Genomic DNA, 13568 nt, shown 5'->3' with positions numbered 1-13568 from the left:
TACGCTCGGCCGGCAGACGTCTGCGGCGAATAGAGACCGTACCGGTCGACGCCAGCGCCTGTTCAATCCACACAGGATCAATCAGCTGTGCAAAGCGTTCGAAGGAGATCGGATTAAGTTTGGTAACTTCTTGAAGGTCGTTTTGGAGGGGCATGAAGCGAGCTCATAAAAACATAAGCCCGTTTCTATTATTGCTTGGCGGGCAAGTCAATTCCTTAACTGACTGGCATTAGGGCAAGCCCGCTCCCACAGGTTCGGCATTCCATGCCCAATGTTGAAGCATCGGCGTGCAATCAAGGGGCGAATTTCGGTCAAATCTTTTGGCCATATCAATCCCCTTTTGGCCTTTCCTGCCGTTCTCCCAAACGCCGCCCGCCGCAAGACTGTATGCAACCGAATCAGCCTGCGGAGAACAAGAATGCTGACGATCTACTCGGACGATCACCACTTGCATCACGGCCGTTGTGAATTGATGGACGGGCAATTGATGCCCTGCTTCGAAATGCCCTCGCGGGCCGACCATGTGCTGGCACGCGTACAGTCCCGCCATCTGGGCCCGGTCGAGTCGCCGCAGGATTTCGGTCTAGAGCCGATTCAGCGCATCCACAGCCGCGATTACCTCGACTTCTTCAAAGGGGCCTGGGCGCGCTGGACCGAGTTCAATACCGACGGCGACTTGCTGCCCTACACTTGGCCGGCCCGCACCTTGCGCCGGATCATGCCCACTAGCCTGCACGGCCAGCTCGGCTATTACAGCTTCGACGGCGGCGCACCGATTACCGCCGGCACCTGGCAAGCGGCGTATAGCGCGGCGCAAGTGGCGTTGACCGCGCAGGCGCAAATCCAGCGCGGTGCTCGCAGTGCTTTCGCCTTGTGCCGTCCACCGGGACACCATGCCGCCAGCGATTTGATGGGCGGTTATTGCTACCTCAACAACGCCGCCATCGCTGCTCAGGCATTCCTCGATCAAGGCCACAAAAAGGTCGCGATCCTCGATGTCGATTACCACCACGGCAACGGCACCCAATCGATTTTCTACGAACGCAGCGACGTGCTGTTCACCTCGATCCATGGCCATCCGCAAGCCGAGTTTCCGTTCTTCCTCGGTTATGAAGACGAACACGGTGAAGGCGCAGGTGAAGGGTTCAACTTCAACTACCCTTTGCCCGCCGGTTCAGGCTGGGACCGTTGGAGCGCAGCGCTGGAGCAGGCCTGCAAAGAGATCGAAAAGTACGGCGCCGACATCGTCGTCGTGTCCCTGGGTGTCGATACGTTCAAGGACGACCCGATCTCCCAGTTCAAACTCGACAGCCCGGATTACCTGGCGATGGGCGCGCGCATCGCGGGCCTCGGCAAGCCGACGCTGTTCGTGATGGAAGGCGGTTACGCGGTGGAAGAAATCGGCATCAATGCCGTGAACGTTCTCGAAGGTTTTGAAAGCGCCCAATGAGGAATTAGAACAATGAACCGACTCAAGCGTTTTATCGCGCCAGCGCTCTTGCCCACAGTGCTATGCGCCACGCTGCTCAGTGGTGCCGTTCACGCTGAAGAACGTACCTTGCGGGTGTACAACTGGTTCGACTACATCACCCCCAAGGCGCTGGAAGATTTCAAGACCCAGAACACCCAGACCAAACTGGTCTACGACATCTTCGACACCAACGAAGCGCTGGAGGCCAAGTTGCTGACCGGCAACTCCGGCTACGACGTGGTGGTGCCGTCCAACGTGTTCCTCGCCAAGCAGATCGAAGCCGGGGTGTTCCAGCCACTGGACCGCAGCAAACTGCCGAACTCGAACCACCTCGATCCGAAGCTGATGAAGCTGATCGAAGCCAACGACCCGGGCAACAAATTCGCCGTGCCGTACATGTACGGGACCATCCTGATCGGCTTCAACCCGGACAAGGTCAAAGCAGCGTTAGGCGATAACGCGCCGGTGGACAGCTGGGACCTGATCTTCAAGGAAGAGAACATCAGCAAGCTCAAGCAGTGCGGCGTGGCCCTGCTCGACTCGCCGTCAGAGATCCTGCCGCTGGCCCTGCAGCACCTGGGCCTGGACCCCAACAGCAAGAAGCCGGCGGACTACGCCAAGGCTGAAGCGCTGCTGATGAAGATTCGTCCGTACATCACCTACTTCCATTCGTCCAAGTACATGGCCGATATTGCCAACGGTGACATCTGCGTCGCAGTCGGTTATTCCGGCAGCTTCTCCCAGGCCGCCAACCGCGCCAAGGAAGCCAAGAATGGCGTAATCGTCGACATGCGCCTGCCCAAAGAAGGCGCGCCGATCTGGTTCGACATGCTGGCGATCCCCAAAGGCGCGAAAAACCCGGAAGACGCCTACACCTTCATAAACTACTTGCTGCAACCCCAAGTAATCGCGCCAGTCAGCGACTTCGTCGGCTACCCGAACCCGAACAAGGACGCCACGGAAATGGTCGACCCGGCGATCCGCAACAACCCGAACCTGTACCCGACCGAAGCGGCGATGAGCACGCTCTACACCCTGCAACCGTTGCCTCGTGATGCCGAACGGGCACGGACCCGCGCCTGGACCAAGATCAAGTCCGGCACTTGAAACCGTGAAAACCAAAGACCCGCGCCAGCGCGGGTCTTTTTTTGTCTGCGATATTTATCTACCGCCACCCGTCATCGTCGCCCCAATACCTTGCCCTGACCCGTCGCTGTTCGTGAACAGCGACCTCAGCCGTCAGAGAAGGAAATGACCATGTCCGACCCCTCCGCCCCCAGTGCAGTTGACGTACTGACCCTATTAGTCAGCGGCCCCTCGATCAACGAGGTTGCTTCGACCTTATTGCGTTCCGTGTTTGACCCGCTCTATCCGCAACTGAGCATCGACCCGGCCTTGACCCTGGTTGTCACCCCCGGCTGGATCATCAACGACCAACAGATTACCCATGGCGATCCTCGTTTCGAATCCCTCACCGATGTGCTCGTACGTCTCGCCTTGTCTGGAGACGCGGTGACTTACATCGACGGCGAACATTTCCTGACGCTGAAGCCGGGCGTCGAGCCGGCGATCCAGCTTCCGGTAAAAATCGATGCGATCGGTTGCCTGCTCAATGAACTCGCACCCGTGCTGTTTACCGCCTATCAGGAAAATCAGGTGGACTACTGGAACGATCCCGTCACACCCGACCACCCTCGCTGGTACCTGCTGTCGGATACCTTGCGCAACCAGTGGAATATCGCCGAAGACAACGGCTGGGACGCCGATCAACGGGCCATGGCGCGGGCCGTCTTCAATGAACCGGACAAGGCCCGGCGTCTTTCGGGTGACAAGTACAAGACCCGCGCCTGCCTGATCGATATCGACCTCGGCGAGGCGACTGACCGCAAGCACCTGAGTGTCCTCGATACCGCCGTGCTGATCGGCACGCTCGGCAATCGAACGCTGATCCTGACGCATTCAATCACCCAAGGCTTTCAACGCTTCGACTCATTCGACGCATTGGGGCAGTCGTTGACGCAAGTGCTAGCGGGACCCAACCCAGGCCTTTACTGGCGGTTGTTCGAGCCGCAAGGTAACTACTTCGATCAGCAGGCCTGCACATTGATTGCACTGGAAGCTGAGGCGATCGGTTACATCGATTTCTTCCAGAGCGTCAGCGAAACCGGTCTTGTTTCCCGACCCGGCAGTGCTGGCAATCAGGAACCGCCGGAGCGCCTCAAACCCCAGTTCAATCACATAGAACACGCATTGCCGCAATGGCTGGAAAAAGCATCGCCTGCAGATCAGACCTGCTATAGCCGACACCTGCTGGATCTGGCGGTATTCGAGCAACAAAACAGCGGAAAAACCTTTCAAAGAGAAATCCCCGACATTAAGCGCTTCACCCTGAATGCATTGGCCGAGCAATTGAACAAAAAGCACCCGCATGGCACTGACCTGAAACTCGACGACATCGAAATCAGCATTACCAGCGTTACCGTCTGGGGCACCTTCGTCTTCCCTGGCGACAACGAAACCCTGACCCTGAGCCTTGTCGAACTGGCCTTGCAGAACCTGGTCGGCCTGCCGCCGGGCAACAAGACCGTCCGCTACAAGAACGGCACGGCGGTACCGGCCTGGATGACCTACGACTACGTGGAAAAGCTGATCAGCGCCGTCAACATCGGTGCGACCTACCCGGCCATGCTCAAACGCCGACTGGTCGACGACGCCGCGCAAGCCTCACCACTGCAACGGCTCTATACCCGGCAACTGGCCATTGAACTGCCGTTGCTGACGCTGCAAAACAAGATCCGTGCACAAGCGGATGTTGATGAACAAGGCTATCGGTATGTCCTTGCCGCCCTGGCCAGCGAGCCGGCCGATCGACAGGTCGATGGGCAGGACATCGTCATCCGCCCGCTGGCCTTCGTCACCGGTAAAAATACCGGCGCCAGTGCCGACGAGGTCGTCAATATGTTCGTGATCGAGCCGCGCATACCGGACAAGGGCCCGTGCCTGCTCTATCGCCCGCTGCTCGACCCGCCACTGCTTCAATATCCGTCCCGCGCCAACCTGCTGTATGCCATTCACCATTCAAGATCGTTGCGCCAATCGGTTCTGGCCTGGCTACCGGACCGCGTCCGTTTCAACTATTCGCAATATGTATTTCCGGGCGCCTTGCCCTCGGTCTGGACGGTGCCGCAGTTGCTTATCGATCCTACGGTCTCGCCGCAAATGGCCGGGCTTGTTGTTCTGGGCGGACACGTCATTGAGCAGGATGTGCGAGCAACCCTGTTCAAGGCCAATGCCCGGGCGTTGATCACTCAGGCGGATCGCCAGTCGGTCTCCAATGCCGAGGCGCGCTGGGCCACCCTCAAACGCGGAGGCTGGATGATCTTCAATGCCGCGCTACCGTTTCTGGGGCGCGGCATCGGCACGGCCGCGTGGATCTGGCAAATCATGGATGATCTGCAAGAAGTCGCCGACAGCCAGGAACACCCGCAAGAATCGCTGGCAGGGTCGGCACTGGCCGATATCTTCCTGACACTGGGCATGGTGCTGGCGCATCGCGCCGCCGTTCGGAAAAAACCGCGCCTTGCGCCTTCGGCCAGTCCGGTAACGGCACGCACTGTTGAAGAGAAAACCCCATCAACCCCATCAACTCCAATCACTGCTATCCGGCAGCCAGACCTGCCCACACATGAACTCCCACAAACCCACGCAACATCGCTTCACGGCATCGGCGCCTTGCAACGTTCCCTACCGGCGCTGGAATCATTTCTGGACACTCTGATGATCCCGGCCCCGCAAGGGCTCGCCGAACCGATGACCGAAGGGCCACACAAGCACCTGCGCGCCCACGGTCAACAGTGGTATGCCAAGGTCGGTGAGCGCTGGTTCGAGGTCATCCTCAACGATCATGAGGACGTACAAATCATCGACTCACGCCCACAACCTCCCCGCAGCGGGCCGTTGCTGATGAGCAATGTCCGGGGCGAGTGGTTCGTCGATCTGCGCTTGCGATTACGCGGTGGAGGCCTGAAAAGCCGACGCAAGCAAGTGCAGCGGGAAAATCAGGAGCGGTTGCGCAAGAAGAAGGAAGAAATCGCCGCGTTCGATGCCTCACTTGAAGGCCAGAAAACACAGCTCTTCCGTGTCCGACAAGCCATGCTGGCGGCCGCACCTGGCGCCGTCGAAAGTGCACGCCAACAGTTCCTCGACGAACTGGACTCACAGTTGAAAGCGTACAGCGCCCATATCGAGAACCTGAAGTCTCTGAACGTCCTGGAAGCCATTCCCAATTACCGCACCGCCATGCTCGACCGGATCACGCTGCAGCTGTTTCTGATGCAATCCTGGATCAACGAGCAATACCCAGTGTTCCGCAGCAGTCTGGGGGTCACACTGGAGTTGCTCGACAAGGAAAACCCGACGCCACAGGAAGAGCGTTCCGAGCCTTTCGAAAAAATGACCGACCAGACGCAGGGCATCATCGACAAACTCGAATTCGCTCAATCGCGCTTCGAGGAACTCAGCCTGCTGGGCAAGGAAGGCGCAGAGATCACACGCAGTGCCAAAGCCAAGCTCCCGACCTTTGATCTGCAGGATTTGAAGCTGCTGCAAATCACCCTGGGGCAGGCGCTGTGCCTCAAGCCCGGTACGACAGAGACTCTGGAACAAGCACGGCAGGGGCTGGAAAGCCTGATCGAAGACGCAGCCCTGAATATTCAAAGCTCGCTGGATCTGAGTGAAGATGAAAACCTGCACAACCTCGGTGACCGGATTGAGGCCCTGAACAACCTGGCCGAGCAGTTCGCAATCATCGACCAGCGTTTTCTCGACCTTACCAGCGAGTACCCGGAACAACTCATTCAGGAACGGCTTGATCAAGTGCAAAAACGTGTCGCCGAGTTCAGCCAGGACACTGTGCAACGATTGTCGAACCTGCTGCGAGAGCAACGGCTGATTGATCCTGTTCCCGGTCCGTCCAGATCGTCTTCAGCCCCTGCGAAAAAGATCATCAAAACCCGCTTCAAGGGCACGCTGGTCGGCAAGCCGCGCAAGGACGCCCGCGGACAGGACACAGACTTCGTCGACGTGGTGGCTCCACTGACGGGAAAAGTGATCGCCACCTTCCACGAAAAATCCCCGGGGGTGTGGGTAGAACGAGTGCCGGCCAAACCACCGGCACCGCCCAGGGCAACTCCCGACCTGTCCAAAAGTACGCAAGCCGGGCAGAACCTGCTCACTGAGTTGCCCGCTTTCAGGCGGCGCACCGAAGCCCACATCAACCGGGCGCAGCGCATCCCGACAGAGATCGAAGAGATCTACTACCTGCATGCCGAACAACTGAACGACGCGGTGAAAAAAATCGACCAGGCCTTGAGCGCCGGTAATATCAGCGAAAGCCGCTCCGCTGCCGCCACCACATTGCGCAACAAACTCGACAGCGCGGCTAAAGCGCTTTACACCACGGGCCGAAGCACCCGGATCGCCATGACCAAACAGCAAGCCCCCACTGCTGCCCGGGTCGAGTGGCTCAAAGGCAAAAGCGAGATCGAGATTGCGAAGGCAACGCAGCGCCGCCGCCTCAAGGGTCCTCGCAAAGACTATCTGCTGGAATATGAGATTCTCGACAAACAAACCCAGGAGGTGCTGTGGTATGCCCACTTTCACTACGCCAACCCGGCCGATCCCTTGCCGTCATTCACCGCCGCGCACCTGAAAACGGTGGATCAGCGACGACTGGGAGGTGCCTACGAATGGCGTGATCCCCACAGCAATCAGGAACTCATTGCGATTCACCGCAGTGAGATCAGTCGCTCACTGGCGCAATCGTTGTTCTTCTCGTAAACCAAAAAACCTGCCCTTTCAATCGCACCAGGCTCCGCGCAAACGGGCCAGAGCCGCTTCGATCGCCAGCTCTGGCACCGCGGCAAAACCCAGCACCAGCCCGGCTCGCTGATCCAGCGGTGTTTGCGAGTCGGGCAACCAGTAAGTGCTCAGACCATTAATCTCGACGCCCACGCTTTGCGCTTTGGTAATCAACTCGCGCTCTCGGGCCACACTGCTCACTGATACCGTCAGGTGCAGGCCGGCCGCTACACTGGGCAGCTTACCGACGCCCGGGATATCCACAGGCCAGCCATTGAGCAAGACGTTACGCCGACTCAACGCAGCACGGCGCATACGCCGGATGTGTCGCTGGAAGTGCCCGGCCGCCATGAACTCAGCCATTACTGCTTGAGTGCTGACCTCCGAATGCCGGACGTCCACCGCACGACGCTGGGAGAACGCCTCAACCAATCCGGGCGGCAACACCAGGTAACCCAGTCTTAATGCCGGGAATGCGACCTTGCCGAAGGTGCCGACATACAGCACCCGTCCCTGCCGATCGAGTGCAGCCAACGGTGCCAGCGGCGCGCCGCTGTAACGGTATTCGCCATCGTAGTCGTCCTCGACGATCCAGCCTTGGGTGCGTTCGGCCCAGGCCAACAATTCAAGACGTCGCGCCAGACTCATGACCACCCCGGTCGGGTACTGATGCGACGGTGTGACGTAAGCCAATCGACAATCGCTGAGCCCCGCCAATTGGGTGCAATCAATGCCCTCGCTGTCCACCGCGATCCCGTGCAATCGCGCACCGGCTACAGCGAACGCATGACCCGCCGCTCGATACCCCGGATTTTCAATGCCCACCCCATCTCCAGGCTCCACCAGCAACTGTGCACAAAGGCTAATCCCCTGTTGTGCGCCACTGGTGATCACTATTTGCTCAGCCGAGCACTGCATGCCCCTTGAGCTGCGCAAGTACGCAGCAATCAGCCCTCTCAATCGTGCATCACCCGCTGGGTCGCCGTAACACAGTTGCTGCAAATCCGGCTTGCGCCAGAAAGCCGCGTTCAGCTTGGCCCAGACCTCGAAAGGAAATAGATCAAAGGCCGGAACGCCAACACGAAATGCCCGAGGCGGACCACTGGGAGGCAAGGCCAAATGGTTCTTTTCAACCCGGCCCAAAGCACCGCTGTGGATAACTTTACTGGATGAAATCACAGGTAAATCCAGCCAATTTGTGGATAAGGCTGTGGGTAACCCTGTTGAAAACCCTGTGGATACTTTTGTGGATAATTTTTTTACCGGCACCGCGGCTTGAGGCAATTGCGCGACATAAGTCCCGTCGCCAACACGCCCCTCGATAAAGCCCTCAGCGTAAAGCTGATCGTAGGCACGGACCACGCTGTTGCGGGAAATCGATAACGCCGCCGCCAGATCGCGACTGGCCGGCAGTCGTGTGCCGCTGACCAATCGTCCGTCGAGCACTCGCACCCGCAGCGCTTGATAGAGCTGACGACTCAGGCCCTGACGGCGGTCGAGTTCGATACCCGCCGGATTGAACGACGAGGGGAGCGGCAGATTCGGCATGGTAATGGACCTATGAAATTGGTCATTAATGGCTCTTACAACAGACCAATAGCCTGCCTAGGATGAACGCATTCGCCAAGGAAAATTTCCATGTACACGCCCAGCAATTTCGCGATCGATGATTTGAATGAACTGCACCAGCAGATACGCGGCACTCGCCTTGCTGTCTTGGTCACCCACGGTGAACAAGGTCTGCAAGCCAGTCATCTGCCGCTGCTGCTGAATGTTGACCAAGGCCCGAATGGCACTCTCTACGGGCACTTCGCCCGGGCCAATCCACAATGGCGGGATTTGCAGAACGGCGCCGAGGCGCTGGTGATTTTTGCCGGTGCCGATGCCTACGTCAGCCCGGGGTTTTACCCGAGCAAAGCCGAGCACGGCAAAGTCGTGCCGACCTGGAACTACGTCGCCGTGCACGCCTATGGCATGGCCGAAGTGTTCAGCGACGCCGATCGCCTGCGCACTCTGGTCAGCGCTCTGACTGATCGTCATGAAGCGGGTCGCATCAATCCATGGAAAGTCGCCGACGCCCCCACCGACTACATTGATGGCATGCTCAAGGCCATCGTCGGTTTTGCTTTGCCGATCCAGCGTCTGGAGGGCAAACGCAAGCTCAGCCAGAACCGCAATGCTGCAGACATCGCCGGTGTGCGCGAGGGGCTGGCCGCCAGCCCTGATGTGCACGACCAGGCCCTCGCCCACTTGATGCGTTAAGGAACCAAAATGAGTCAGATCGATATCCGCCAGGTCACCACCGACGATCACACTGCCTGGCTGCCGTTGTGGCAAGCCTACTTGCGCTTCTACAACACCGAATTGCCCGATGCAGTCACCCAGAGCACCTGGCAGCGCCTGCTCGATCCGAGCGAACCGACCCATGGGGCGCTGGCCTGGGCCGATGGCAAAGCAGTGGGCATGGTGCATTTCATCTACCATCGCTCGAACTGGAGCATCGAAAATTCCTGCTACCTGCAAGACTTGCTGGTGACGCCCGAAACCCGCGGCACCGGTGTCGGTCGGCAACTGATCGAATTCGTCTACACCACGGCCAAGGCCGATGGCTGCTGCAAGGTCCATTGGCTGACCCACGAAACCAACGCCACCGCGATCCAGCTCTATGAGCGCATTGCCGAGCGTCCCGGTTTCATTCAGTTTCGCAACGTCCTGTAAGGTTCAAGGAGAGCAGCATGTCGACTTCACTCGCGGACTGGAAAGGTGTTCCGCCGCCCTCGGTGCAACTGATCGAAGGACGTTTCATCCGCCTGGAAAAACTTGACCCGGCGCGTCATGCCGACGGCTTGTGGAAAACCCTGGAAGGCCCGGGTTCGGATCCGAAACTCTGGGACTATTTGCCTTATGGGCCTTTCCCGGAGCGCAGCGCTTTCAACGATTGGCTGAACAACCATGCGGCCAACAGCGACCCGTATTTCTTCACCGTGATCGACCGCGCCAGCGGCGACGTGCAGGGCATCCTCAGCCTGATGTCGATTGTCCCTGCTCAGGGTCGCATCGAGATCGGCCATGTGACCTTCGGCGCAGCGATGCAACGTTCGCCAAAAAGCACCGAGGCGGTTTACCTGCTGGCCAGGGAATCCTTTGCCTTGGGTTACCGGCGTCTGGAATGGAAATGCAACAACGGCAATGCCCGCTCCAAGTATGCGGCAGAGCGGTTGGGATTCAGTTTTGAAGGGGTTTTCCGTCAACACATGGTGGTCAAGGGTAAAAACCGAGACACGGCGTGGTATTCGATTCTGGATTCGGAATGGCCGGCGATTGGCGCGGGGTTCGAGCGGTGGCTGTCCGATGAGAACCAGACGGAATCGGGGCAGGTGAAAACTCTGGTTGAGTGCCGCACCTGATGATCGTTCCCACGCTCCTGCGTGGGAATGCAGCCACGGACGCTCTGCGTTCGATCCGGAAGGCGACGCAGAGCGTCGCGGGATGCATTCCTTTGCTGCGCGTGGGAACGATCTTTCAAACCAGTTTCTGGGCCAACACCGCAATATGCTCCGGCCCGATCCCGCAGCAACCGCCTAAATGGCTGGCCCCGCGTTTCTGCCAATCGGCCGCCCATTGCAGGTAGCCGGGCGGATCGAGATCGTCGCGCAACGGGTCCAGACCGTCATTGGCCGTGGCCTCTTTCGGCTGCGGCGGGAAGGCATTGGCGTATGCGCCGATGTGGATCTTCACCCCCAGGCGTTCGAAGGTTTCCCGCGCCGCATCGATCGCAGCGCCGATCACTTCCGGCTGGCTGCAGTTGAACAGCAAGGTCTCGACGCCCAACTCAGCCGCCACCGCGGCAGCCTCAGCCACGGGCTCACCGGAACGCAGACGCGGCACTTCGTCGGTGTCTTCATCCTTCAAGGTAAACGACAGCCAGAACGGCTTGCCGTCCTTCGGCAGACCGGCATGAATCGCCCGTGCCTCGATAATCGAGCTCTGGGTTTCGGCCAGCCACAGGTCGACATGAGGCGCCAGGCCATTGACCAGAGGCGCCAGCAGTTCAGTCACCCGCGCAGCATCGAACAGGTCCGGGCGATAGGAGCCGAACAACGGCGGCAATGAACCGGCCACGCGCACCGGTTTGCCCGCCGCATCGACTGCACGACGGGCCAACTCCCCGGCCAATGCTGCAAGCGCCTGGCCCTCAGCGGCAAAACGCTCTTCGCCAATATGGAACGGTACCACCGCATAACTGTTGCTGGTGATCACGCTGGCACCGCTTTCGATATAAGCCGCGTGCACCGCCTCCACCGCTTGCGGCGCTTCGCTCAAGGCCAGCGCCGACCACTCGGGCTGCCTGAAAGGCGCCCCTCGGCGTTGCAGCTCACGACCCATGCCACCATCTAGAATTACCGTCCCTGCGCCCATATGCTTTTCACTCATAAGCTTATGAAAATAACTCACTATCAGAGTCGTTCTTATAACTATTTAATACGCACCACCCGGTTAATAACAACCTCTTTTTTTTCAGGGATCAACTGTGAAATTTCAACCACTGCTGGCCCTGGGCCTGACGATTCTGGCTGCCTCCACTCAAGCCTTTGCGGGCGCCACCCTGGATCGCATCGAGCAAAAGAAAGAACTGGTAGGCGTGTTGATGGAAAGCTATCCGCCCTTCTCATTCCTCAACGACCAGAACCAGCTCGACGGCTTCGACGTCGACGTGGCCAAGGCCGTGGCGGACAAACTGGGCGTCAAGCTGCGCCTCGAAACGCCGTCCTGGGATGTGATCGCCGCCGGCCGCTGGAGCGGGCGTTACGACATCTGCATCTGCTCCATGACCCCGAGCAAAGCCCGCGCTGAAGTCTTCGACTTCCCGGTCGAGTACTACGCCTCCCCTGCGGTGATTGTGGTCAACGCCAAGAACGACAGCATTCACAGCGCCAAGGACCTGAGCGGCAAGAAAGTCGGCCTCACCAGCGCCTCCAGCTATGAAAGCTACCTGAACAAAAACCTGGTGATCGAAGGCGCCGAAGACACCCAACTGCAATACCCGTTCGAGAATGTGCAGATCGCCCCGTATGACACCGACAACGTCGCGTTCCAGGATTTGGGCCTGGGCGCTGGCGTGCGTCTGGACGCGATTCTCACCAACCTTGTCACCGCCCAACCACGCCTGAACGAAGACAAGCGCTTCAAACTCGCCGGCCAGCCGCTGTACTCGGAGCCGAACTCGGTGGCCATCGAAAAAGGCGACACCCAGTGGAACAGCAAAGTGCGTGAAGTTTTCGCTCAGTTGAAACAAGACGGAACTCTGAGCAAACTGTCGCAAAAATGGATCGGCGCCGACATCAGCAAATGACCTCTTTCCCCAAACCTCCTCAGCCGCCGCAACCAGTGGCTGAGTCATTGCTGCAGCGGGTCTTCGGCTTCCGTACGCGGCTGTACCTGACCTGGGCGGCGATGTTCAGCTTGTTCGCAAGTTTCTTCCTGAGCTTCGACCTGAAGTTCTCGATCATCCTCGACAAACTGCCGAACCTGATCGGCCTGCACCTGGCACCCAACGGCTTTCTGCAAGGCGCAGCGCTGACGTTGTTTTTGTGCCTGTGCTCGATTGTGACGTCATCGCTGCTGGGCTTCATCACCGCTTTGGCGCGGCTGTCGAAAAGCGCGGTGGCGTTCGGTATCGCGAGCTTCTATGCCTCGTTCTTTCGCGGTACACCGCTGCTGATCCAGATTCTGCTGATCTACCTCGGCCTGCCACAACTCGGCATCGTGCCCGGCGCCATTGCCGCCGGCATCATCGCCCTGTCGCTGAACTACGGCGCCTACCTGAGCGAAATCTTCCGCGCCGGCATCCTCGGCGTTCCCCACGGCCAACGCGAAGCGTCGCTGGCTCTGGGCATGCGCGAAACCGTGATCTTCTGGCGCGTCACCCTGCCCCAAGCCATGCGCACCATCATCCCGCCCACCACCAACCAGTTCATCTCCATGCTCAAAGACTCATCACTGATTTCGGTGATGGGGGTTTGGGAAGTGATGTTCCTGGCGCAATCGTATGGGCGGTCGAGCTATCGCTACATCGAGATGCTGACGACGGCGGCGATTATTTATTGGTTGATGTCGATCGGGTTGGAGCTGATTCAGGCGCGGATGGAGCGGCATTATGGGAAGGCGTATTTGAACCGTAGTTAGCGAAAAGTCGCAGCCTTCGAATAGTGTAGATACTGTCTTGAATGTCACCGAG

11 protein-coding genes are annotated in these 13568 nt (G+C 58.9%); 8 read left to right on the top strand and 3 right to left on the bottom strand.

What is annotated here, in order from left to right; all coding sequences use genetic code 11:
• Nucleotides 1–154: transposase domain-containing protein (locus F6R97_RS29635; protein WP_409999803.1), on the bottom strand; the 154-nt coding region annotated here is incomplete at its 3' end.
• 264 nt (nt 155–418) lie between these two features.
• On the opposite strand from F6R97_RS29635, the gene F6R97_RS14805 reads away from it, so the two are divergent.
• The 3 genes from F6R97_RS14805 (at nt 419) to F6R97_RS14795 (ending at nt 7309) form a co-directional block, all read left to right on the top strand.
• Nucleotides 419–1450, top strand: coding sequence for a histone deacetylase family protein (locus tag F6R97_RS14805; protein WP_048397447.1), 1032 nt, complete (start codon nt 419–421; stop codon nt 1448–1450).
• Nucleotides 1451–1462: 12 nt separating this feature from the next.
• Nucleotides 1463–2578: a polyamine ABC transporter substrate-binding protein gene (locus tag F6R97_RS14800; RefSeq protein WP_048397446.1), complete on the top strand. Its 1116-nt coding sequence runs from the start codon at nt 1463–1465 to the stop codon at nt 2576–2578.
• A gap of 150 nt (nt 2579–2728) precedes the next feature.
• A complete protein-coding gene (locus F6R97_RS14795) occupies nt 2729–7309 on the top strand; it encodes a dermonecrotic toxin domain-containing protein (protein WP_315866741.1) in 4581 nt (1526 codons plus the stop codon).
• Nucleotides 7310–7327: 18 nt separating this feature from the next.
• Here F6R97_RS14795 and F6R97_RS14790 read toward each other — a convergent pair whose 3' ends face one another.
• Nucleotides 7328–8878 (bottom strand): PLP-dependent aminotransferase family protein, encoded by a 1551-nt coding sequence (locus tag F6R97_RS14790; protein ID WP_038980556.1) that lies wholly within the window; start codon nt 8876–8878, stop codon nt 7328–7330.
• Nucleotides 8879–8968: 90 nt separating this feature from the next.
• Here F6R97_RS14790 and F6R97_RS14785 point away from each other — a divergent pair, with 90 nt between their 5' ends.
• From F6R97_RS14785 to F6R97_RS14775, 3 genes are read left to right on the top strand one after another with little or no spacing between them, the layout of a single operon-like run.
• Complete coding sequence (locus F6R97_RS14785; RefSeq protein ID WP_315866740.1) at nt 8969–9592, top strand: FMN-binding negative transcriptional regulator; 624 nt, start codon at nt 8969–8971, stop codon at nt 9590–9592.
• 9 nt (nt 9593–9601) lie between these two features.
• Complete coding sequence (locus F6R97_RS14780; RefSeq protein WP_038980554.1) at nt 9602–10048, top strand: GNAT family N-acetyltransferase; 447 nt, start codon at nt 9602–9604, stop codon at nt 10046–10048.
• A 17-nt stretch (nt 10049–10065) separates the two neighbouring features.
• Nucleotides 10066–10737 (top strand): GNAT family N-acetyltransferase, encoded by a 672-nt coding sequence (locus tag F6R97_RS14775; RefSeq protein WP_048397440.1) that lies wholly within the window; start codon nt 10066–10068, stop codon nt 10735–10737.
• Nucleotides 10738–10852: 115 nt separating this feature from the next.
• Here the strand turns inward: F6R97_RS14775 and F6R97_RS14770 are convergent, their stop codons facing one another.
• On the bottom strand, nt 10853–11749 hold the full coding sequence (locus tag F6R97_RS14770; RefSeq protein WP_048397437.1) for a homocysteine S-methyltransferase family protein: 897 nt from the start codon (nt 11747–11749) through the stop codon (nt 10853–10855).
• Between the two features lie 112 nt (nt 11750–11861).
• On the opposite strand from F6R97_RS14770, the gene F6R97_RS14765 reads away from it, so the two are divergent.
• Together F6R97_RS14765 and F6R97_RS14760 are read left to right on the top strand one after the other, a co-directional pair.
• On the top strand, nt 11862–12683 hold the full coding sequence (locus tag F6R97_RS14765; RefSeq protein WP_315866739.1) for an ABC transporter substrate-binding protein: 822 nt from the start codon (nt 11862–11864) through the stop codon (nt 12681–12683).
• Nucleotides 12680–13516 (top strand): amino acid ABC transporter permease, encoded by an 837-nt coding sequence (locus F6R97_RS14760; RefSeq protein ID WP_038980546.1) that lies wholly within the window; start codon nt 12680–12682, stop codon nt 13514–13516. Before F6R97_RS14765 ends, F6R97_RS14760 begins: the two co-directional genes overlap by 4 nt.
• Nucleotides 13517–13568: the final 52 nt, after the last annotated feature.

Source organism: Pseudomonas sp. JV414 (genome assembly GCF_032424305.1).
Classification (GTDB): domain Bacteria; phylum Pseudomonadota; class Gammaproteobacteria; order Pseudomonadales; family Pseudomonadaceae; genus Aquipseudomonas; species Aquipseudomonas lini.
Note: the sequence above shows the minus strand (reverse complement) of the source record. Positions and strands in the feature narration are given on the sequence as shown.